This is a genomic window from Longimicrobiaceae bacterium, assembly GCA_035936415.1.
In the GTDB taxonomy this organism is placed as follows: domain Bacteria; phylum Gemmatimonadota; class Gemmatimonadetes; order Longimicrobiales; family Longimicrobiaceae; genus JAFAYN01.
Window position 1 is genome coordinate 14,229 of record DASYWD010000056.1, and the last position, 20,704, is coordinate 34,932.

Genomic DNA, 20,704 nt, shown 5'->3' on the forward strand with positions numbered 1-20,704 from the left:
GGTGGATTCGCCATGCACGCCCATCCGGTGGTCGCGGACGAGTCGGCCCCGGCCGATCTCCGGATCCGCGCCATCCGCGAAATGGAGCTGCGCCGAACGTCGCGCGATGTCGCGGTGGTCGTGCGGCGGCAGCAGGACGCGTTCGATGCGCTGGTGGTGAGGCTGGCGGAGCGGTCGGCGAATCTGGAGGTAAGGGGGGCGGCGGGGCGGTACGTCGTGCGGACGCGGTCGCCGCACTAACCTCATCGCGGAAGGATCTCACTGCAGCCGCGGGCGTTCGCTCCCGCGGCTGCAGTTCGTCACGGGGTGGCCGTCAGGCGCCGAGGCGCCGCACCACTCCTGCGTGCCCTTTTGGGGGAGAGTGATGCACACCAGGGCTCGCCGGGCGGGGTCGCCCCGCACCGGGGACCACGGGCCGTTTCCGCGCCGTCACACGAAGTGCGGTAAGCATCCGCCAATCCGGATCAACAATTTTCTGGCACTCGACAACGGCGATTGCTAATTTGGGTTCCCCGGCCGACGCGCGACCGGGTATGAACCCGCAGTGGGAGAGGACATGGTCAGGTTGGCCGAGGGGGCGCGCACAAGCGCGCCGATGGTGCGGGAGAAGCCGGCGCGGTATGGAACGGACCGGATGCCCATGGCGGTGTGCTCCGGGCCGCTGGAGTTGGGCGGCGTCTCCGTAGAGTGTCACGTCCTGAACACGGGAGAGCGGGTGATCCACCTCCGCTCGGCGGTGCAGGCGCTCACTGGACGAGAGCACGGCAACCTGGGAGAAATCGTGGGGGTCGCTGCCCTTAAGTCGCACTTGGACGCTGACTTAGTCCTGGGAGAAAATCGGGCCTTCTTGATCCCCGGAACGCAGTTCATCGGACACGGTCTGACGGCCGAGACGTTCAACCGGATCTGTCGCGCGTTTGTGTCTGCCCTCGCCGCGGGCGCGCTCCGGACGCAACGCCAGCAGATGGTCGCGATTCGATGCAGCCTAATGCTCGGCGCCTCGGCCGACGTCGGGCTGATCGCCTTAATCGACGAGGCGACCGGATTCGAGAAGGTGCGGGCGGCACGCGAGCTCCAGGCGAAGCACAGCTTCTTCTTCGCAGACCGGATGCGCCCCTGGGAGAAGACCTTCCCGGATGAGTTGTGGGTGCAGTTCGCGCGTCTGACCGGATGGACTGGCCCGATCCAGAAGCGGCCGCGGTGGTGGGGCAAGCTGGTAACGGAGTTGATCTACGAGGCGCTTGACTCCGACGTGCTCCTTCACCTTAAGACGCACAAGCCGCCGCCTCGGCACCGCCAGAACTGGCACCAGTGGTTCAACGAGGATCAGGGGCTCCGCGCGCTGCTGGCCCACATTGACCAGGTGCTTGGTATCGCCAAGTCGTGCGACTGCATCGAGGAGCTGAGCGACCGCGTAGCGATTGCCTTCAGCACCCGGCATGTGCAGATTCCGCTCCCCTTGTATCGGCGGTAGCACCGGCGCGTATAGCTTGACCTGCGACCGCGGCTCCGCACCTCACCCGGTGCGGGGCCGATTCCATTCCCGCCCATCCACCCCGCCCGCGCCGGTTCTCCAGAATCCGCGCCTCGGTCTCCGCCCGTAACTCCTCCCGCACGCGCTCGGGTAGGCCCGTAAGCAGGAACCCGAACGCAGCGGCGGCCGTTGCGCGCGCCTCCTCTACGTTGGCAGAGGCATTCCACCGCCGCCAAGAGACTCAGGATCTCATGGCGGCACTCACGAACTGAGCCCTCCGGAAAGCCCGGGGCGTTTCACCTCCCTCTCCCGCCACTGGCGCTCCTCCCAGATCAGGCGGCCGCCCGGTTCGGCCCTACGCGTCGCATCCCCAACGACCCGCTGAGCTCCTCCCTGATGCTCCGAGCGGGCCCGGTAGCGTGGCGCACCAATCCAGGGCTGGTGTAGACGATGGAGCCCGACGAGGGGCACCGACTCCTCCTCACCGACAACCCGCAAGCCAATTCGCTCCTGCTCCCGGAGGGACGCCCCCAGGCTCATCTGTATCAGATCCGACGTGGCGTGCGGCGTTGCCGTGGCCCGTGCCTCCAAGACCACTCGCGCCTCTTTGCCCTCCGCGACCAGGACGGTGAGAGCGCGGGCGCGGAGGCGACTGGTCACGATCCAGTACTCCGGATCCCAGGCGCCGGTCCTGTGCCGCTCCCGGATCGCGTGCTCGAGTGGCACATGGTCGGCAACCCGCTCGATCTGGGCTCCTTGCGCCGCGAACAGGAGAGATGCGCGGTCCTCGAAGCCGAGCTCGAAGCGTGCCCCCCGGCCGGACCCTGCGTCGGCAGCCACGCTCGCGCCCGCGTGAAACCGAACCCCGACCGTACAGTCGTACACCTTCTGGGTGGGATCAACGCGCACGGCGACCCCCATTGCCTGCAGGTCCAGCTGTGAACGAGGCTCGAGCAGACCATCCCGGATGAGCATCACGTCACCCAGCTCCGGCGCCGTACCGATCGGCCAGACAGCGGACAAGGCCCTGAAGTGGCGGAACAGCGTGTCGCAGTACCTGCGGACCAGTTCGTCCTTGCGTCGCACCATGGCTGGGATCCTGGAGACCAGATGAGCGTTCGAAAACGGTGATATGCGCCTGCGGAACTCGCTCGCTACGCCCAGATAGCCCGGAGGGACAGAGCAGCCATCGGGGCGAGTCGTGGTCGAAGCCCGGGTCCATGAAATCGCGCAGTGGCGGCCCGCAATCCTCCTACAGCTGTGATGCCCGGCCGGTGATCATCCAGACGGTTCGCCCGCAACCTCGCATTCCGGGTGGTCGGGCTCGCGGCTCCCGGGAAGAGGCCCTGGCAACGGCGCCTCTCCCCGCCCGAGGATCGGGAGCCGTCCATCTCGAGCGGACCCGTGCTGCCGTCTGGGGGCTCGCGGCAGCATCGACACAGCCCTCATAGCAGCCGCAGTCCTGGCCTCGGTACCTCACCGGGAACAGGGCTGGGGAGACCAATCTTTTCGTCCGAGAGGTTTCTGTCAATTCCGGGCATGTGTAAACGCATTCCCTACGCGGAACGGCCCCTGTCGGCGAGAGTGGAGGGGGGCTGCCGACGCCGCAACCGGTGCGTATGCTTCGCGACAACGGTTGCGCTCATATGATTGGGAGATTACTATTTCTCCAGGAGCAAAGCCCAGCAACCTCTTGGGGGGACCTCCTTGCAAGGGGGGCGCGCGCGTGAGCCGCGTTCCAATGGGGGTCGCACCCCAACGGCAGGACGATCATCGGAATGGACTTTTATGGCGTCCGTGCCGAGCCTATAATAAGCATAGAACGCTCGGTCCGGCCGCTGCAGCCCTCGGCAACGCCCTGAGTTCGGATAACAACAACGCGGTTGCTTTGGAGGGCCGTGTCTGGATGGATGGAGGACATTCAGTGTGCGGGGGCGGTACGCGTGAGGAACGCCTCTGCGCTTCCTCCTTGATGGCTCCGCGGTTCCAGTCGAGCTGCTAACACCTGCCCCGAATAATGCGCGCCACCGGAACGTTCTAATGAAGGCGGCGGGTGCACGAGCCTCGCCCCACTCATTGCTCCGCCGGCGGATCGGGCTACGAAGAACGATGAACTCCGATGTGGTTAACCACGGGTACCTGATGCACTCGCCCGTCTTTCTTCCGGTGGCCGAGTTGGCCGGGGATGATCCCTCGCCTGAGGCGGGGGTTCCATACCTCCGGGCATTTCTCGACCGTGCAGGTGTCGCACCACATTCCGCGCTTGCTTCAGAAAGGATCGCATTCCCTCCCACTCACTCGTTCCTGGATGCACCTGAGTCCGCCTTGAGGGTCGCCTACGACATCGCGGGCGCGGCGGTGGCCGGTGCCGGCGAGCTCTGGTTCGATCAGCGCAACTGCACCCAAGTCGATCTTTGTGCGGAGTCCGTCGCTTGCGCCTTGGCGAAGCAGGCCAAAAGCGCCGGAATCAAGGTCGTTGGTGAGTATCCCGCTGTGCTGGGGGCCAGAGCGTCCGTTGCCTCCTTCGGCGTTCCGGCCGTGCTGAAGGACTTTATTCCCGAACCCACGACCGAATCGTCCATCTGGCCGCTCCAGCAGCAGATACGCCCGGATGGGCTTCTGGATTCTCCCCTTCGCGAGCACATGCAGAGCGAAGTGATCCCCACGCTTCTGGACCATCGGTTCCGTGGGTACGCATTGAATCCGGAGTTTGCCCGCTACCTCTCCACGTTCTTGGTCGAAGCGCTGGACAACGCCGCGGAGCATGGCGCCGGAGACTGGTGGTCCGCTGCGACCCTGCGAGCCCAGGAAGGGGAAACTCGCGGACGCTGCCAGATCGTGATCTTCAATTTTGGAGAGACGATCCACCAGACCTTTCTGCAGCTCCCTGCGAACTCAGCGCGTCGGGAGGAATACGAAGGGATCCTCCGCCACCACCAACAATCTGGGTTCTTCGACGACACGTGGACGGAGGAGAACTTCTGGACGCTCGGGGCGTTGCAGAGCGGAGCTAGCCGGTGGGGGGAGGTACCCTCGCGTGGCATGGGAACGGTCGCAATCATTCGCTTCTTCGATTACTTGGCAAGCACCTCCTGCGCGGCCACTCCTCCACGGATGCGCGTGGTCTCTGGAAGAACGACGATCCTCTTCGACGGCCGCTACCGCCTCCCGGAACAACGAGAGCTCGGAAGACAGATCGGGGTCGCGTTCAATCCACCGAACAACCTGATGTGGCCTGCCAATCCTTCAGCGGTCCAGGCTCTCCAACGGCACTTTCCGGGTACGCTGATCAGCATTCAGTTCAACATCGCCCCTGATCACCTTCAACAGCTTCCGGGTTCCAGTGATGAGTCCTACGAAACGCCGTAACGTGGTCGTTGACTTTGACAAATTCACCAAAACCGGCGCGCGGGTCTTCGGGGGTCATGCCTGGGGGGAGGAGGCTCGCAGGCGCGCTTGCCTGGACATCTACGACCAGGAGCCAGGGGTCACGGTAACGGTACAGTTGCCGGTAGACCTCCTCGCGATCAGTCCCTCGTTCTTCCGGGCGATGTTCGGGGCCTCAATCCGGGCGCTCGGCCAGGATTTCTACCGGAAGTACCAGTTCGAGCACGCTGACTCCTACGCACTCATCCAGGACGTGGTCCAAGAGGCGGTCGCCGACGTGCTCTACGGGCCTCCTGGTTTGCCGGTTGGGCAAGCGGACCCCCCCTTTGCGGGGCCCGCGACGTACCATTCGTGAGGACTTCCCGGATGGCTTTCCGGCACTTCTTTTCTCAATTATCGGCCGATGAGTAGATCCTCCCGTCGAGTGGCCGGTGCGACCGGCCATCCTCCGATAGATGTTCTCAAAGACCCTGCTACGCTCGCCTCCGGTATCCAGACCGACTTTCGGGGACGGACAGGGGAGGTGATACTCGCTCTGTTCCACCAGATCCTCGACTACGCCGGGAGCGGTGGCTGGCAGCGCGGGGATTCAGCCGATCCTGGGGAGCTTCGTACGAGGGGCGCGTCCCGCCCGCGGCGCCCGGTCGAAGACCTGGCCGAGGCACTGCGCAACGGCGACGCGCGCTCGATCTCGGCGGGATGCTTTTTCCTGGCCGAGTGGGCCGAATCGAAGCAGAAACGGAGTACCGCGAGGGCGTTCATTGAGGCTGGCCTGAGGATCCACCCGCGTGATGCTCAGCTGAATTGGTTCGCGGGGCAAATCGCGCTTCGGAGCCACGAACCGGCGGCGGCGGAGCAATGGTTTACGCAGGCGGTGGAGCTGGGCAAGGCCACGGAGACCTGGGGCCTGGTCGCCCGGGGCTACCTGGGCCTGGGCAATCTCCAGCGCGACCGCCCCACCGACCAGACCCCGGAGGATTACCTGTCGGCGCTCCGTTACGCCCGGAAGGCGGGGGCAGTGTCCGTGGAGGCTGAGGCACTCCACAACCTCTGCGTCGTGTGGTTCAACAGGAACGACGCTGAGACTGCGCTCAGCTTCGCTTACACGGCGCTGTTCGCTTACGGCCATCACGTCGCGCGCGTCGCTGAACTCGCGAACGATCTCGCCTGGTTCTGGATGCACACGAAAGGCGAGTTCGCGCGAGCACTTTCGGTCCTGCTCGCGCTGCCCCCACACATCTCGGAGCCCGTGCCAAAACTCTCTCTCCTGGCCAGTATCGCGCGAGCCGCGGGTGGGGCCGGTCATAGGGAGTACTTCCGCTGGGCAGCGGAGGGTGTCTGGAGAAAGCTGGCCGAGGTGCCCGATCGGCAGTGGCACGCCAAGGCCCTGCTGGACGTCGCGAACGGCGCGGCGACCTTGCACCTCACCGACCAGGCGAGGAAAGCAGCAACGCGCGTGCAGGAGATCGCCGCGGAACTCGGCCTGGATCCCGAATTCGACGCGAAGGCCGCCGTGATCCTCGCCAGCCTCCGAGCATCCCGCCGGGGTGCCACGCAGACGACGGACGAGGATCCCCGTCCCCTGGAGCCGACAGACCAGGCGGAGGCCGAGCTCGCCAAGAAATTAGTCGGGATCCTGAACGTCGCGAAGCTGGACGGCAGGCTCGCCCGGATGTACCAGGCCAAGTTACTCGTGTCCGAAGAGGCGCTCTGGCTGGTCGTCGAATGCGATGCCTCCGACCTCTCACGGGTGAGGGCAGCGATCCAGGGCCGAGGTGGTGAGATCACGGACAAGATCCGGGGAACCGACCGCACCAGCATCTACACCCATCTTCGCCGAGACCGAATCCTCGATCTCACAGAAGAGCCAACAGTGTGGCATATCGGGCTCGTGGAGCGGTATCGCCAGGACTGATCCGCCGCTGCATCGAGCGTCAACGCTCCGTATCAGCGGCACACTCCCCGCTTCCAGTAGAGGCCCGGTTCATCGCGCATGGAGCGCGTACGGCAATTTCTGCAGCTCCCGGACACAGGAGCGCCGGATGGTGCGAACGTCCGAGTCGCGGTCATCGATTCCGGAATCGATCAAACCCATGCCGACCTTCGGCATGCGACGGATGGGCGGCGGAGCAAGGACTGCCGGCCGGACCACAAGGATCTCACCGACCGCTGGGCTCACGGGACTGCCATCGCCGGGATCATTGCCGGACGGGGTAGGCTGGCCAGCGGCCGGTACCGGGGGCTGGCGCCCGCGGCGACCTTGCTCATCTACAAGGTGTTCGAGGGCCGCGAGGGGGTGCTCGAGCCCGATCTTCAGCGTGCGCTCCAGTTCGCGGTCCGCGCAAAGGCCGACATCATCAACCTGTCCTGCTCGTCCTCCCCGCTGGATGATGATGCGCTCGGCGGACCCATTGATCGGGTGCAGCCGCCGTGGGTCTGGTCGGCGTCCTTGCGGCTTGGCGATTACCTGCTCGAAGCCACACGGTGCGGGGTGCTCTGCGTAGTCTCGGCCGGAAACGACGGACAGCACGGCCGGGGCACGATCAACCGGGCGGGTGGGAGCGAGGGGTGTCTGGCTGTGGGTGCCTGCGATCTGGACGGACGTCATCACCCGAATTCCAGTCGGGGTCCGTACTACGTGGACGCCACTCTGGAGCGCGACCGTTGGAGGCGCCTGGAAGACTCTGATAGAGATGCGCAGATCAGGGTCATCAAGCCCGATCTGGTCGCTCCCGGAGTTGGGGTGTGGACTCCGCTGAGCGCGCACAGTGTGGATTTGCGGGCGGAAGTGCTGGCCGATCCGCGGAGCGAGGGCGGTGCATACTACCCGTTTACGGGGACGAGCGTGGCGGCTGCCGTGGTCAGTGGTCTGGCTGCCTGCACCCTGGGTGAGGTACGGAAGTGGAGGCCCACCCTCCCCGCTCGCAGCCAGGCGCGACTGCTCTTGGGCCTGCTCCGCGAGGCGGCGAGGGCATCCTGCACATCCGAAGCTGAACTCGAAGAGATGGGAAACGGGGTGCTGCGATGGCCAGCCATTGCTGCGGCCATTGAGCGGTGTCGGAGCGATGAGGAGTACTTCCGGGACCTGCTCAACCCTCCTCTGTAGACGGTCGTCGACGGCACATCTGCGATCAGGGGCCGCCCCTTCCGTGCGGCGGCGCCAGGGAACCTCCTCCTCGAGCACGCGCGGCTGACCCGTGGGTGGGTGCGGGTGGGGAGCGTCGCCCGCGGAGTAGGCGGGCTGCGCACGAGTGAGGGCGAGTTTCGGACAATCCTTCCAACAATGTGCATGCGAAATCGCCGCAGCGAGGCGGGGCGGGGCGAGGCGCCCAATCAATCACGATCTTGCCGCCAGGATTGGCAGTGTGCATCAGCTCCAACCAACCGGTTCTGATGCGTTCGCGCCTCCAGATCTCGATGGGTTGCGGGTCGCGTGCGTTCTGGACAAAGGCTCGCGATCCACCTCGGCGCCCCTGCCCCAGCTCCGCAAGAGCGCACGTACACCCAGGTTCGACGGATTCCGCCGCAGCTCGGGGAACTGTCGGTGGGACCGAACGGCCGTTTCACTCCTCCACTCGATACCACTTCAGGAGCTACCATGCGCAATTCGACACACCCGACTCGTTCTCCGGTATGCACGGCCTTCTTGGCAGCGCTATTGCTCGCCGTCCTGGGCGGGTGCAGTTCGGATGCCCCGGGGCCCGTAGAGCCGGACGCGGCCGCGATTACGCTCCTGCAGTCGGGTTCGGTCATCGGAGCGGGGAATCGGGACGATGGCGGAAGCACCCAAACGCAATCGCAACCCAGCGACTCCACGGCGGCCGGGCCCAGCTGACGGGCCGGCCAGCTGGGCCCCGGCGGCTTCGGCCCTTCGACATCCCGCCCCCCGTGCACTACGCGTGTCACGCTCATACCGTGGGGACGGTGTCGCCGGGGCTCCAGCTACAGGATCGACGCTCTACGGGTGGTCGCAACGCGGCCCGCTCCAGATGGAGCAAGCGTCTGGACCTGGGGGCGATCGGCGCTGAAGAGCCGCCGCGGGTGGGCGTCGGAGCTCTCGCGGTCCGTGCTCAGCGCCCTGTTCGATCCGAACGGGGTGTTCCGCCCCGCCGCCGCAAGCGGCTAGAATGGATGCCAGCCCCGGCTCCCACGGTACGAAAGAGCGAGTTCGCCCTCCCCTCATTCCTTCAATGGGATCCGGCGGGAGTTTTAGCTAAAAGCGGTAGCTGGGTGAGTTTTGTGCGGTGAGATCGCCACAGTGGGCGAACCAGCCTCGGGCAAGGGGGTATCGCGTTGGATTGACCTCTCATGGCCCGCTGCTGCACCCCTGGAGCCCAGGACGGCTCCCGCGCCACGCGTCCCGGGCAGGAGACTTCCGAGACTGACTGCATGAATCAGAGCTCCACTTCGCGGCGCGTTTCCAGCCCCACCTCGACCGGTGGCGGCGGTACCTTTTTCGAGCAGCACGTAGACGCCTATTGGCTCGCCCAGCTGCTCGTGGGGTCGGCCCCTCCTGTCCTAATCGGCTCAGTCGTCCGGGAGGTGCACTTCCAAACCGAATACCAGGGCTGGCATACGGATGATTTCTTGATCGTCTGTAACGAGGCCGGCCGGACCCGCCGACTTGCTGGCCAGGTCAAGCTCGGTTTCACGGTGAGCGCAAGCGACGAGGAGTGTACGAAGGCGATTCGAGATTTCTGGCAGGATTTCAAGGCCGGTAACCCCTTCAGGCGGGAAGACGACCGCCTGGTGCTGGTCGTCTCCCGCGGGACCGAGACGCTGCTCCACCACTTCGTGAGCCTGCTGGACGCAGCCCAGGCGGCCGGAGGGGGTGCGGATTTCGAGCGAAGGCTCGCCGCGCCGGGATTCCTCTCGAAGACGGCGATCCGCTACTTCGGTGAGGTACAGAAGATCGTCGGTGCCTCGGAAGGGGGGGCGCCGAGTGCGACGGATCTGTGGCCCTTCCTGAGGCTTCTTCACGTGCTCACTCTAGATCTTCACACCTCGACTCGGCAGACCGAGGCGCAGATCCGGAGTCTTCTGGCGCACGGGGTTCGCGAAGGCAATCCGCGTGCGGTAGCCGAGGCAACCTGGGACCGACTGGTCTCCGTTGCTGGCGACGCGATGGACACCGCGAGGAGCTTCCGGCGCGAGGACCTGCCGACCAGGCTCCAGGAACTCCACGCCGAGCTCGGCACTGGCGACCAGCGGATTCTCGATCGGCTCCGGGACCACAGCGCGGTCGTCCTACGCGGCATCCGCTCGACCCTGGGACCGGCGCTCCACCTTGAGCGCGCCAGCCTCGTGCAGCGCGTCCTCGGAGAGCTGGAGAGCGCGCAGGCCGTGCTGGTGACTGGGCCGGCCGGTTGCGGCAAGTCAGTCGTCGCGAAGGACGCATCGCGGATCCTCTCCGCTACATGCCCCACCTTGGCGTTTCGCGTCGAGGAATTCGCCCAACCACACCTGGACGTGACGCTCGGCGCGGCGCAGGTGGGCGTCGGCGCGGAGACCCTCCGCGCAATCTTGGGCGCACAGCCCCGGACAGTCGTGCTTGTCGAGAGTGTGGAGCGCCTTCTCGAGAAGTCCACACGCGAGGCGTTCAGGGACCTGATGGACCAGGTTGCGGCGGACCGCGGGCTGCGGCTGGTGCTCACGTGCCGGGACTATTCGGCCGACCAGGTACAGGCGAGCTTCCTCACGGCGGCCGGGATCCGCTACGGCGTCGTCGAGGTCCCGCCGCTGGACGACGCGGAACTCGCCGAGGTCGAAGCCGCGCTCCCGCCACTCGCCTATCCCCTGACAAACCCCAGGCTCCGCGCCATCCTGCGCAATCCGTACTTCCTGGGTCAGGCGCTCCGGATCCCCTGGTCCGCCGAGCGACCTCTCCCGGAGAGCGAGCGGGAGTTCCGCGCCCTCTTCTGGCGCGAGATCGTCCGGGCCGAGTCGCACGGTCCGGCAGGGATGCCACGCCTGCGCGAGGAGGCCTTCCAGGGCGTGGCGGTCCGCCGTGCGCGGGCGCTGTCCGCCCATGTTCCGGGTGGCGACTGCGACCCGGCGGCCCTGGAGGCCCTTCGCAACGACTCCCTCCTGGACTCACCCGCAGGCGCGCCGTCGTTCGTCGCTCCCGCCCACGACGTCCTGGAGGACTGGGCGATTCTCCACTGGCTGGACGAGCAGTACCAGCGGGGAGAGCGCTCGCTTGAGGAACTCTCCGAGGCTGTGGGTGGTCACCCCGCGATCCGGCGCTCCTACCGCGCGTGGGTCGCGGAGCTGGCCCTGCGCGATTCCGCGGCAGCGGACCGGCTCTTCCGGGCGGCGCTCGTGGGGGCCGGCGGCAGCGCGCAGTTTCGGGACGACACTCTGGTCGCGCTGCTCCGCGCCTCGTCCGCGCCCGAGTTCCTCGCGCGCCACGAGGCGCAGCTCCTCACCGGGGACCGGACTGTCCTGCGCCGCCTCATTCACCTGCTCCGGGTCGCGTGCATTGCCGCGCCGACGTTGGCTGCTGGCGCCTCCCTCCCTTCGGGGTCCGTCTTCAACGTCCCCGACGGGCCTTCGTGGGCCGCGTTGCTCCGGCTCATTCACCGAAACGTGGACTGCTTCCCCCCGGAGGAGCACCCGCTGCTACTCGGATTGATCGAGGACGCCGTCCGCGGTGTTTCCTGGCAGACCCCTCGGTTGGAGGGTGAGGAAGCCGTGGCCGGAATCGCGCACGCGCTGCTATCCGCGTACCGGGACTGGGGACACAAAGAGGAGCGGAAGCGGGCGCTCGGCGTCCTCGCCAAGATCCCGCTCGCTGACCCGGAGCGCTTCGCGGCCGTGCTGCGCGGAACACCACGCGTGGACGAGTTCCGGGACCCTACCGCGGAGGATTTCCAGGATCTTCTCCTGACTGGGCTGGACGGCGCGGCGGCCGCGCGCGACCTGCCCGACCTCCTGATATCGGTAGCGAAAGAGTACCTGCTCCTCACTGAGGAGGGCTTTCAGCGCGATCGTTACTCGGGGCACTTGTCCGACCTGGGCCCTCACTTCGGAATTCAGGAAGGCCACCGCCAGGACTTCTTCCCGGCCAGTGCGCTGCGCGGGCCATGGATCCCACTGCTCCGCCATCACCCGCGCAAAGGAATCGACTTCCTCCTGGACATCTTCAATCACAGCGTGGACTGGTATGCGCACCCACGCGTTCCAGATCCGCTGGAGCCGGCGTGGGGGGTTGAACTCACGTTCGAAGAGGGGCAGACGCGGACGCAATGGGCAAACCCGCGGCTCTGGCACCTGTATCGCGGCCAGTCGGTCGGGCCCTACGTGCTGCAGTCGCTTCTGATGGCGATGGAGACGTGGCTGCTCGATTATGCACGCATCCACCCGGACACCCTTGACTCGACGCTCGAAGAGATTCTCCGCGGCACGGACTCGGCCGCGATCGCGGCGGTCGTAGCAAGCGTTGCGATCTCCCAGCCGCACGCCGCGGGGGAGGCGCTGCTCGTTCTGCTCAGCGCGCGTGACTACGTCCTCCTCGACCGGCGTCGCATGGCCGGGGAACGCACGAACTCTCGGCCCTCGGGGCTCCTCTCCGGCGCGGAGGAGCGCATCTATGAGCAGGAGCGCAAGGGCGCGGACAAGCTGGCGCACCGGCAGCAGGATCTGGAGGCCGCGCTCAGGAACCTGCAGCTCGGGCCATTTGCACCGCGCGTGCACGCGCTCATCGACCGCCATCTCGCCAGCCTCCCGCCGAAGCCGGAGCAGACCGAAGAGGATTTGATCTGGCGGCTCGCACTGCACCGGATGGACCTGCGCCAGTACAGGATCGCCGAGGACGCAACCCCAATCGGAGACGACGTGGCCGGCGAAGCGGAGACCGCCCGGGGCGTGATCGCGCTGGAAATGAGCGCACCCGAGCCCGACGTGCAGGCCCTCGCCGATGCCGGTGCGGCCGAGTTCAGCGAAATGAACGAGCGGCTCGGCGTCTGGGTATGGGGGATGGGCGCCTTCGAAAACAACCGCCGTGATCACGACCCGTCCGTGTGGCGGGAGCAGCTTGCGCGCGCGCGTGTCTTGAACCGTGAGGCGGATTATCCCGATGGCAGCCGCGCAGGACCTGGGTACGTTGCTGCGGCCTGCGTCCGGGACCACTGGGCGGAGATGTTGCCGCACGAGCAGGACTGGTGCGCAGAAGTAGTCTGCTCCGAGGTTCTGCGCGACGCGGACGTACGGGGTACGGTCGCCCGAACGCAACGCTACGACATGGCTGCCGACCGTCCGTGCGCGGCGGTGCTGCCCGTTCTGCTTCAGCGGTCGGTCCTCGGCTCGCGGGTGCAGCAGGTCAGGGACGCCTTTGCGGCGGCCTTCACGCATCCCATCGATGAGGTCCGTGCCTACGCCGCGGGGGGGATCTCCGAGTCGTTCTGGGTGACGGACCGCGCCACCGCGCTCCGGTGCGTGGACGTGATCGTCAGTGAGGCCATGCAGGTCGACACGGCCTGGGCGGCAGAGGCGGAGCGTCCACACAAAGAGCGGCGGAACGTGGACACGATTATCGCAGAGGTGCGGGCTCGTCTGCGCGTCCGCTTCTGGGACGAGAGCCGTGGCACCGCGAACGCGCACCAGAGCGCCCAGCTGTCCGGCGCCTTCGTGGCCCACGCCTGGCCAGTGGTGCTCACCATACTGGGCCGCGTGCCTGAGGACCCGATCGCCGTGGCCGCGTTCGCGCGTGCGAGCCAGGCGCTGGTGAGCGCCTGGGACTCTGAGCATGGTGAGGATGCGCACCGCCGGGACCGGGACTTCCACGGGGAGGCTGACATTGAGAGGCAGCTCCAGGATTTCCTCATGCGCACCTCCAGGGAGGCCGCGCTTGAGGTTCTACGCCCCGTGCTGGATGCCGTAGAGCGTCATCCACGCGAGATACACTCGATCCTCGACGGCCTCCGCGCGATCGAGGACGAAAGACCCAATACGGCGCACTACTGGTCCCTCTGGAGCCTCTTCGCCGAGCGCGTGCGGCAGGCCCACTGGGTGGCCCATCTCGACCAGCGCCATCCGGCGGGCAGCGAACTGATGGCATCCCTCTTCATGACGGCGTGGTGGGCCGACCACGTTCGACACTGGCGGAGCCTGGAGGGCTATGCACACCTGGTCCATGGGCTCTTCGAGGCGCTCCCACCGTCGGCGCTCGTCCTCGAGGACTATCTCCGCTTCCTATACCACATCGGGGAGCGCGAGCTGCCCCAGGCCTTCGTGCGCCTGGCGGACTCGCTGCAGCGCGGCGACCCAGTTGCGATGCTCCGGAAAGCGAACGCGGTGTTCCTACTCGAGGTTCTCTTGCAGCGGCACGTCTACGGCAGGCCCCTCGAACTCAAGCAGGACCCCGAGATTCGTGCGGCCGTGCTGCTCCTCCTGGACCTGCTCGTTGAGGCGGGCTCATCAGCGGCCTTCCGGATGCGGGATGATTTCGTGACTCCAGCGGCCGGGTCCTAGAGCAACAGTTCGGCGGGTTAAGGAGTTTGCGGGGGCTGGGGATCCCCTAGCCCGAGGTGGAGGATTGATGCCCCGGCTCTACTCAGCCTGTCGTCGGCAGCGGGTACCGCACACGTTTGAAAAGTCGCGATAGCACCCAGGGGCGGGTCAGCCCCCTCATTGACGTGCTCGCCGTGGCTTGCCACGCGCGCGTGCGGTCGTGAAACGACAAGCCCTCCTATGCTGCCATGGGAGGGTCGCTGTATCGGACGGCTGCGGTCAGGGCCTCTTGTCAGAGGAACGAGAGCACGAACGCGTATGCCAGCCAGCCGAGCGGGATCGCCAGTGCGGCCCAGATCACCCGGTGATAGCTGTAGCGGCGGCCCGGGTGGTCCGTGGGAGTGCGGAGGAGGTTAACGGAGGCCCGCAGAGCGCCGATGCAACGGTTCAGAGCGCACGTCACAGGTGAGGCCGCCGGCGGCGACCGCTCCCCTTGAATCTCGGCCATCTTTCGACGCGTCAACTCGCGTCCTGCGCAGCCTCAGCGAACATGCTTTCCAACATCCTGACGTCGGTGTCACTACCGCCCGTGCGGCGGAAATGAAACTGCATCGTGCCACGCTCGGGATTGTGAACCACACGACTCGGCTGCGAGAGCCTAGCTCTTCCACCACCAGTCAGAATCGCCACGGCCGGCTGCCTGCGCGGTAGCTCGGACGCTTCGATCGGGATCTTTCTCCGCCCGTTCGATCACGAGCTCCCGTGTCCCCGCACCACCTGCGAAGGCGTAACCCCACAAGGCGGAGCGCCGCACCCCCGCGTCTCGATCCCCGCGGATGACCCTGAGCAGCTCCCCGCACACCGCGCCCGTGGCAACGAACGCCAGGCAAGCCACCGCGACCAATCGCCGGTCCGGGTTGGGGTCGGTAAGGCTTGCCGTGAGGAAGCGGGGATCCCGGAGCGTGCCCAGCTCAGAGGAGGCGAGCGACGCATGGAGGCGGCATTCCGTGCCGCCCCAGCGGAGGGCGGCGTGAAGCAGCGCGTCGGCGCGGTCGAAGAGGTAGGTCGATGCGGTACGATGATCTTCACTCCAGCGGGACACGTAACCGGGATTCGGGATCCTCCGTACCTTCCAGCCGAGCATCGCCGCGAACTTGCCTGGCGGCATCTCCTCCGTGGCCGCGGGGTAGAAAGGCGCAAGGACCCCGCGCAGCTCTTCAGCGGTCCATCCTGCCACGTCGCCCGATACCTCCGCGGGCAGCTGCAGGTGTGCGACGGGGAGCGAAGCCAGGATGCGGTCGGTCTCCGACCGGGCGCTTCCTAGATCGCTGGCGAGATCGTTCGCGTCCGACCGGACCGCCGGAGTCAGGCAGGTCCGGTTGAGCACTCCGGCCACTCGTTGGGCGAGGCCGCCCATCTCCGCCTGCAGAAGGCGCAGGCGACCCGCGGCCGCGCTCGGAAGAGCGCAGCTCCTGATGGCCTCGACTTGCGCCGGAAAGGCGAGCGTATCCCAGTCGCTCGCCGCCTGGAGCCACTCCAGGTACCCCCGGGCCTGCGTCATCTCTCCGGAGGTGTAGTAGGCCCTGCCTTCCACGGTGCCCGCCCGTAGCAGCCTCCTGGAGCCGGAGGTGTCCTCACGCAGAGTCTTCCTGGCCACGTCATTGAGCAAGGCGTGCGGCCCCTGTTTCCCTGCAGGTCGGAGCGAGGGGTCCCGGTCCAGTTCGTCCCGCACGTCGCGCACGGTGACCGGCCGCCCGAGCGCACCCTCCGCGCGGGCCACGGCCTCGCGTATCCTCTCCGCGTCGCTCGCGTATGCGTCACCCAGGTCAACGTCCTCTCCCGGAACCGCGGCCGGCACCCAGAGGATCGCCCTCTCGCCGGGTCTCCGGACGGCGCGCACGAGCGGCTCTTCCGCGAGCGAGAGCTGCCTGATGGCGTTGACCAGGAGTTGAGGGTCACGCAGTCGCTCATGTCCGGGATGGAGGGCCGCGAGCCGGGCGCGGATCTCCCCCGTGGACATGGGCCGGGGCCGTCGCTCTGCCATCTCTGCTTGGGTGACTCGCTCCGTCCAGAGCAAATCGACGGTCGCAGCGACCTGCTCGATCCAAGTGACCGGCTCGGGTGCTTGGAAAGCCGCCGGATCCGCGTCGGCGGGGAGGTACAGCTTCCCGCCGTCGCGCGAGCCGCCCCGGAGCGTACGGACGCACACGAGGTCGCCGGTCTGGGCAAGGCTCATCATCGAGTGTACGACCTGGTTCGGCTCGACCTCGCCAAGCGTGTCCGGCAGCCGGCCCTCCTGGAGCAGTTGCTCGAGGAGGGCGGTCGCGTCGCCGACGCGTACGGGCCGGCCGGTATGCTCGACGGTCATCCGCACCAGCTCCAGGACCCCCTGGCGCATCGACCTGCGCCCTGGCAGCGGAGTCTCGGGGTCGATCCGCCCAGGGACCCCATAGTAGCGCGCTGCGGGGCAGCGGCCAGGGGAGAAGACCAGGCCCCGCGCATGGAGCTGTGAGAGGATCCTCCACACGGACTCCTCGACCGGGCGCGCATAGGCCTCGCCCAGCGTTTTCCGCGGGGCAGGACTCAGCGATGCGCTCAGCTCTGCGGGCGTGGCGAACTCTCCGTACGCCAGGTTGTACGCCGCCAGCGCATCGAGGACGCACTGGTGCGCCGGCTGGACCCGAGGTTCCTTCGGGCTGGTGCTCATTTGCGGCGCCCTCTCTTCGTCGGCGTCTGAACCTCCCGCGCTGCCTCTTCCTGCTCATCCCCTCCTTTGCTACGGACGGCTCGCTCGTGGTCGCGCTGCGTCAGCAGGTGGATCGCCATGAGCAGCTGGAGGTCCACCTCGCCCTGGAGCGTGCTGAGCCGGGAATCGAGCTTTCGCAGGAAGGGGACGAGGAGTCCGGGGACGCCTCCGTACGTCTTGTGCAGGAAGTCGACCTGCGCCTTGTGGTCCGGGCGCTTCCGGTCCAGCGAGGCGAAGTGGGGGTGCAGTGCTGCCAGGAGGTCCCAGGTCTCCCGCAGGTTGTAGGGGGCGAAGTAGCACCACTCCAGGATTCGTCCCTTCACCTGGGGGCACGTACCCAGCAGGACGGGAAGGTCATCCATTCCGATCAGCACGATGGAGAGGCAGTGCCCCTCGAGGAGGGCGACGTCGCGCAGCAGCACCAGCCCACGGATCGCCTCCATGGGCAGCAGCCCGGCCTCGTCGACGAGCAGCATCTGCACGTGTTTGCGCTGGAGCCCCCGGGTAAGGAGGCGCGCCAGGTCCTCGGACGGGCTCCTCCGGAACAGGCCCTCGTCCAACGTCCCGATCGACGCGTGGTAGGCGCTGCGCAGCGCGCGCTTACCGGCGTCGGAGAACCACTGCGGGATCCGCCCGACCTCGTAGTGCACGGCCCGGAAGGCTCCTTCCACCTCCGGAGCGTACGCCTCCTCGATCGCCTGGACCAGCCACCGTGCCGTGGTCGTCTTTCCCAGGCGTGTGACCCCAGTCCAGACGATCAGCGCGCTCTCGGGGTGGACGGCGAGGGTCCGCTTCACGGTACGTCGCATCAGGTCGGTTTCGATGATCGGCACGCATCGGGGGACTGGGAACGTGATCTTGAAGCTCACGTCAGCCCTCCGCGTCCAGGGCACTGCCCTTGCCCGCGGAACGGTCCTGGCGCTCCATCTCCAGTAGCAGAGCCTGCAGGCCGTCCAGCTCAGGGTCCACTGCCTCTGGTGATTGCTGCCGGATCTCCTCCATCACCTGACGGGCGGTCGTGAAGTCGCCGCGGGCGCGTTCGGCGTCGGCCTCCGCGGTCTGGCGGCGGTACTTCTCGATCCGCTGCCTGAGCCCGCGGCCGTGGGCCCTGCGGGTCTTCATCACGTCGGTGACCGTGTAGTGCGAGTCGGGCCGCCCCATCACGCCGGCCTTGCAGATGAGCTCCCCACTCGATGCGCAGTAGAGATAGACCCACCGCTCGTCCATGGGGTTGTAGGAGACCAGCACCTGCCGCTGGACGTACTCGGCCAGGATGGGAGCCCAGTAGGTGAGCCGCTTCCCGCTGGCCACCCGGAAGCGGACCCCGATTCGCTGCACACGGGTGGTGCGGTCGCTCCGCAGCAGCATGAGCCGGAACACCTCCTCGTCCTCGGGCAGGTGGAGCGCGGCGGTCTCCTGCCAGAGCTCGATCGGCTTACGCTGCGTCACCGAGTGGGTGCGGGTGTGATAGTCCTCGACGATCCACCGCTCGATCTCCTCCCGGAGCTGCTCCTGGGTGAGCAGCAGATGGACGTGCTTCTGGGCGGACGACTGGACCCGGCCGATCGCGTCCATGTGGCCGGGGAGCAGCCGGAGGCAGCCGGTATCAAGGCTCCTGTACCACCGCTCCTTCTTGCCCTTGCGGTTCGGGTAGTTCGGCGGATCAGGATCGTGCCGGATCTGGAGCTGCGCGAGCACGAGGAGCGTGGTGTTGGCCATGAAGTCCCCACCCCGGTCCGTCTGGAAGATCTCGGGAATTCCGCAGACCTCCCAGCCCGGCCTCTCCTTGGGGAGAATGGCGGCCATCAGCAGGAGCGAGATCGACCAGGCCGTGGGTGTCTCGCTCGAGAGGACGAAGCCGGGAATCGCGCGCGAGAACTCGTCGATGGCGCTGGTCATCCACACTTCACTTGCGACCCATGCGTCCCCGTCCCACTCCCGGATCCAGATGTCGAGCCGGGAGTGGTCGGCCTGCCAGCGCTCGTTCGCGCGGCGCGCCATCTGGAATTCGACGACCGACCGGTCCTGCTTCTGCCAGAAGTCCATCTTGCCCGCGCGGAAGAGGTGCAGGGCCCGCGGCTGGGCGTAGATCAGCTTCTTGACCGCCTCGTAGCTCGGCGCCTCGACGCCCTGGTCCTGGCACAGGCGCTGGACCATGACCCACACGCCCTTCGGGCCGGCGGCCGGTCTGCCGACCCAGCAGCTCAGCACGATGTCCCGCACCGTGGGGGTGAAGACGCGCACGGCCGACCCGTTGTAGAAGCGCCGGTCCAGGAGGCCGAGCACTCCGCGCTCCTCGAAGCGCTTGTACACGTTCCTCACCCAGCGCTCCGACCTCTTCAGGCCCAGCCGGTGCAGGGCTTCCTTCGCCTTCAGCCCCCCGTTCATCAAGCAGACGAGCCGGAACTTCTCAGCGAAGTCGCTGAGCTGCTGCTCCGTTAACATCTCCAGCTGGATCTCCGCGGCCGCGGATCCGGCGTTTTCGTCATCCGGCGCGGCCACGGACGCGGCCACGTCGCCGACCACGGTGCGCGCGAGCGGAGCGCCTCCGGACACTGCTGGCTCCAGAGGCGCCGACGCCGCGACCGTCGGCGTGGCGCCCTCGGGGAGAGGCCGGCCGAACTGTCTGGTGCGCTCGCGGTAGGCCGCCGTGAGCGCGCGGATCTCCACGAGCGGGACCCGGTGGACCCGTGCTCCGCGCTTGAGGATGCGCTGATGCTCCTCCACCTCCGCCTCCGGCATCGTTCCCTGCGCGAGCGCCGCCGCGAGGGCGTGATGCATCGCGTCGCGTGCCTCCCGGAACTCGCGCAGCGCGACGGCGCGCTCCTCCCGGATCTGCTCGCCGCCCGCGCCGAAGCGGGAGTTCCCCCCACGCCCGTACGTACTGCCGTTCCTGCCCTGAACGGATCGCCGCGCCATCTCGCCTCCTCACTTTGGAATTGGTTGACCGCGTGCTTCACCTGTTCGGGGACGGATCCACGGCACGAGTGGACCCGCGTTCTGCCATTGTCGCCCCCTCAAGCCCGGCGCGCACCACACGCCTGTGTGCTTGTATAAGAACTACGCACGTGGGTGGGGGACCGTTGCATCCCGGTAGCGAATGGCGGGCTTCTCCGATGTTTGCCCGAACGACGATGCAGGCGCTCGGCAACGGTGCTGTGGGATCGAAGCGGGCGGAGGCGAGAGGGTGGGGCAGTAAGGAGGCAGTTTCGGTTCGGGTGGGTCGGCGAGGTAGGGTGCGCCAGTCGAAGGCACGCCATCCATCACCACCCGAGGTGTCGTATGGACCGCATGGAGCAGCGCAGGCAGATCGCCAGGAACTTCGCTTCGAGGGTGAAGGCTCTCCGGCAGGCCCGGGGTTGGAACCAGGTGGAGCTGGCGGGGAAGGCGGGCGTCCACCGCAACTTCATCAACCGGATCGAGAAGGGCACGCAGATCCCCTCTATCCTGATCGCTCACGACATGGCGACTGCCCTCGGGGTCGAACTCGGCGAGCTGCTCACGCCCGACCTGTTCACCACCCGCGCTGAACCGACCGAGTGACCCGCTAGGCCCGGGGGCGCCCGGCCCCATTCCTGGGGCTCTTGACGCACGTGCACACAATCGGTAGCATAGCCGCACAGAGAAGTGCAGGGCCAGGACGTCGC

13 protein-coding genes are annotated in these 20,704 nt (G+C 67.1%); 8 read left to right on the plus strand and 5 right to left on the minus strand.

Features of this window, described 5'->3' with window-relative positions; translation table 11 throughout:
- Positions 1–12 precede the first annotated feature (12 nt).
- Positions 13–240, plus strand: a complete 228-nt coding sequence (locus VGR37_02580; protein HEV2146277.1) for a hypothetical protein — start codon at positions 13–15, stop codon at positions 238–240.
- A 316-nt stretch (positions 241–556) separates the two neighbouring features.
- The gene (locus VGR37_02585) at positions 557–1,474 is read left to right on the plus strand and encodes a P63C domain-containing protein (GenBank protein HEV2146278.1); all 918 of its coding nucleotides are present in this window, start codon (positions 557–559) and stop codon (positions 1,472–1,474) included.
- Positions 1,475–1,735: 261 nt separating this feature from the next.
- Here VGR37_02585 and VGR37_02590 read toward each other — a convergent pair whose 3' ends face one another.
- Positions 1,736–2,563: a hypothetical protein gene (locus VGR37_02590; GenBank protein HEV2146279.1), complete on the minus strand. Its 828-nt coding sequence runs from the start codon at positions 2,561–2,563 to the stop codon at positions 1,736–1,738.
- 1,020 nt (positions 2,564–3,583) lie between these two features.
- Here VGR37_02590 and VGR37_02595 point away from each other — a divergent pair.
- The 5 genes from VGR37_02595 to VGR37_02615 all read left to right on the plus strand — a co-directional run bounded on the left by VGR37_02595 (position 3,584) and on the right by VGR37_02615 (position 14,332).
- The gene (locus tag VGR37_02595; protein ID HEV2146280.1) at positions 3,584–4,843 is read left to right on the plus strand and encodes a hypothetical protein; all 1,260 of its coding nucleotides are present in this window, start codon (positions 3,584–3,586) and stop codon (positions 4,841–4,843) included.
- Between the two features lies 1 nt (position 4,844).
- A complete protein-coding gene (locus VGR37_02600) occupies positions 4,845–5,216 on the plus strand; it encodes a hypothetical protein (GenBank protein HEV2146281.1) in 372 nt (123 codons plus the stop codon).
- 168 nt (positions 5,217–5,384) lie between these two features.
- Positions 5,385–6,776 carry a hypothetical protein gene (locus VGR37_02605; GenBank protein ID HEV2146282.1) on the plus strand — a complete coding sequence of 464 codons (1,392 nt, stop codon included), beginning with the start codon at positions 5,385–5,387 and terminating at the stop codon, positions 6,774–6,776.
- Positions 6,777–6,854: 78 nt separating this feature from the next.
- Complete coding sequence (locus VGR37_02610) at positions 6,855–7,967, plus strand: S8 family serine peptidase (protein ID HEV2146283.1); 1,113 nt, start codon at positions 6,855–6,857, stop codon at positions 7,965–7,967.
- Between the two features lie 1,283 nt (positions 7,968–9,250).
- Positions 9,251–14,332 carry an ATP-binding protein gene (locus VGR37_02615; GenBank protein HEV2146284.1) on the plus strand — a complete coding sequence of 1,694 codons (5,082 nt, stop codon included), beginning with the start codon at positions 9,251–9,253 and terminating at the stop codon, positions 14,330–14,332.
- A 271-nt stretch (positions 14,333–14,603) separates the two neighbouring features.
- On the opposite strand, the gene VGR37_02620 is transcribed toward VGR37_02615, so the two are convergent.
- The 4 genes from VGR37_02620 to VGR37_02635 form a co-directional block, all read right to left on the minus strand.
- A complete protein-coding gene (locus VGR37_02620; GenBank protein HEV2146285.1) occupies positions 14,604–14,819 on the minus strand; it encodes a hypothetical protein in 216 nt (71 codons plus the stop codon).
- 150 nt (positions 14,820–14,969) lie between these two features.
- Entirely contained in the window at positions 14,970–16,679 is a 1,710-nt protein-coding gene (locus VGR37_02625) for a HEAT repeat domain-containing protein (protein ID HEV2146286.1), read from the minus strand.
- A 335-nt stretch (positions 16,680–17,014) separates the two neighbouring features.
- Positions 17,015–17,890 carry an ATP-binding protein gene (locus VGR37_02630; GenBank protein ID HEV2146287.1) on the minus strand — a complete coding sequence of 292 codons (876 nt, stop codon included), beginning with the start codon at positions 17,888–17,890 and terminating at the stop codon, positions 17,015–17,017.
- A 37-nt stretch (positions 17,891–17,927) separates the two neighbouring features.
- Complete coding sequence (locus VGR37_02635; protein ID HEV2146288.1) at positions 17,928–19,976, minus strand: Mu transposase C-terminal domain-containing protein; 2,049 nt, start codon at positions 19,974–19,976, stop codon at positions 17,928–17,930.
- A gap of 363 nt (positions 19,977–20,339) precedes the next feature.
- Here VGR37_02635 and VGR37_02640 point away from each other — a divergent pair, with 363 nt between their 5' ends.
- Positions 20,340–20,600, plus strand: coding sequence for a helix-turn-helix transcriptional regulator (locus VGR37_02640; GenBank protein HEV2146289.1), 261 nt, complete (start codon positions 20,340–20,342; stop codon positions 20,598–20,600).
- The last annotated feature ends 104 nt before the right edge of the window (positions 20,601–20,704 follow it).

What these genes read in the sequence shown, in the direction of transcription:
- VGR37_02580 (HEV2146277.1), top strand. Translation starts at nt 13, where the DNA reads ATGCACGCCCATCCGGTGGTCGCGGACGAGTCGGCCCCGGCCGATCTC.
- VGR37_02585 (HEV2146278.1), top strand. Translation starts at nt 557, where the DNA reads ATGGTCAGGTTGGCCGAGGGGGCGCGCACAAGCGCGCCGATGGTGCGG.
- VGR37_02590 (HEV2146279.1), bottom strand. Translation starts at nt 2,563, where the DNA reads ATGGTGCGACGCAAGGACGAACTGGTCCGCAGGTACTGCGACACGCTG.
- VGR37_02595 (HEV2146280.1), top strand. Translation starts at nt 3,584, where the DNA reads ATGAACTCCGATGTGGTTAACCACGGGTACCTGATGCACTCGCCCGTC.
- VGR37_02610 (HEV2146283.1), top strand. Translation starts at nt 6,855, where the DNA reads ATGGAGCGCGTACGGCAATTTCTGCAGCTCCCGGACACAGGAGCGCCG.
- VGR37_02615 (HEV2146284.1), top strand. Translation starts at nt 9,251, where the DNA reads ATGAATCAGAGCTCCACTTCGCGGCGCGTTTCCAGCCCCACCTCGACC.
- VGR37_02620 (HEV2146285.1), bottom strand. Translation starts at nt 14,819, where the DNA reads ATGGCCGAGATTCAAGGGGAGCGGTCGCCGCCGGCGGCCTCACCTGTG.
- VGR37_02625 (HEV2146286.1), bottom strand. Translation starts at nt 16,679, where the DNA reads ATGACCGTCGAGCATACCGGCCGGCCCGTACGCGTCGGCGACGCGACC.
- VGR37_02635 (HEV2146288.1), bottom strand. Translation starts at nt 19,976, where the DNA reads ATGGCGCGGCGATCCGTTCAGGGCAGGAACGGCAGTACGTACGGGCGT.
- VGR37_02640 (HEV2146289.1), top strand. Translation starts at nt 20,340, where the DNA reads ATGGACCGCATGGAGCAGCGCAGGCAGATCGCCAGGAACTTCGCTTCG.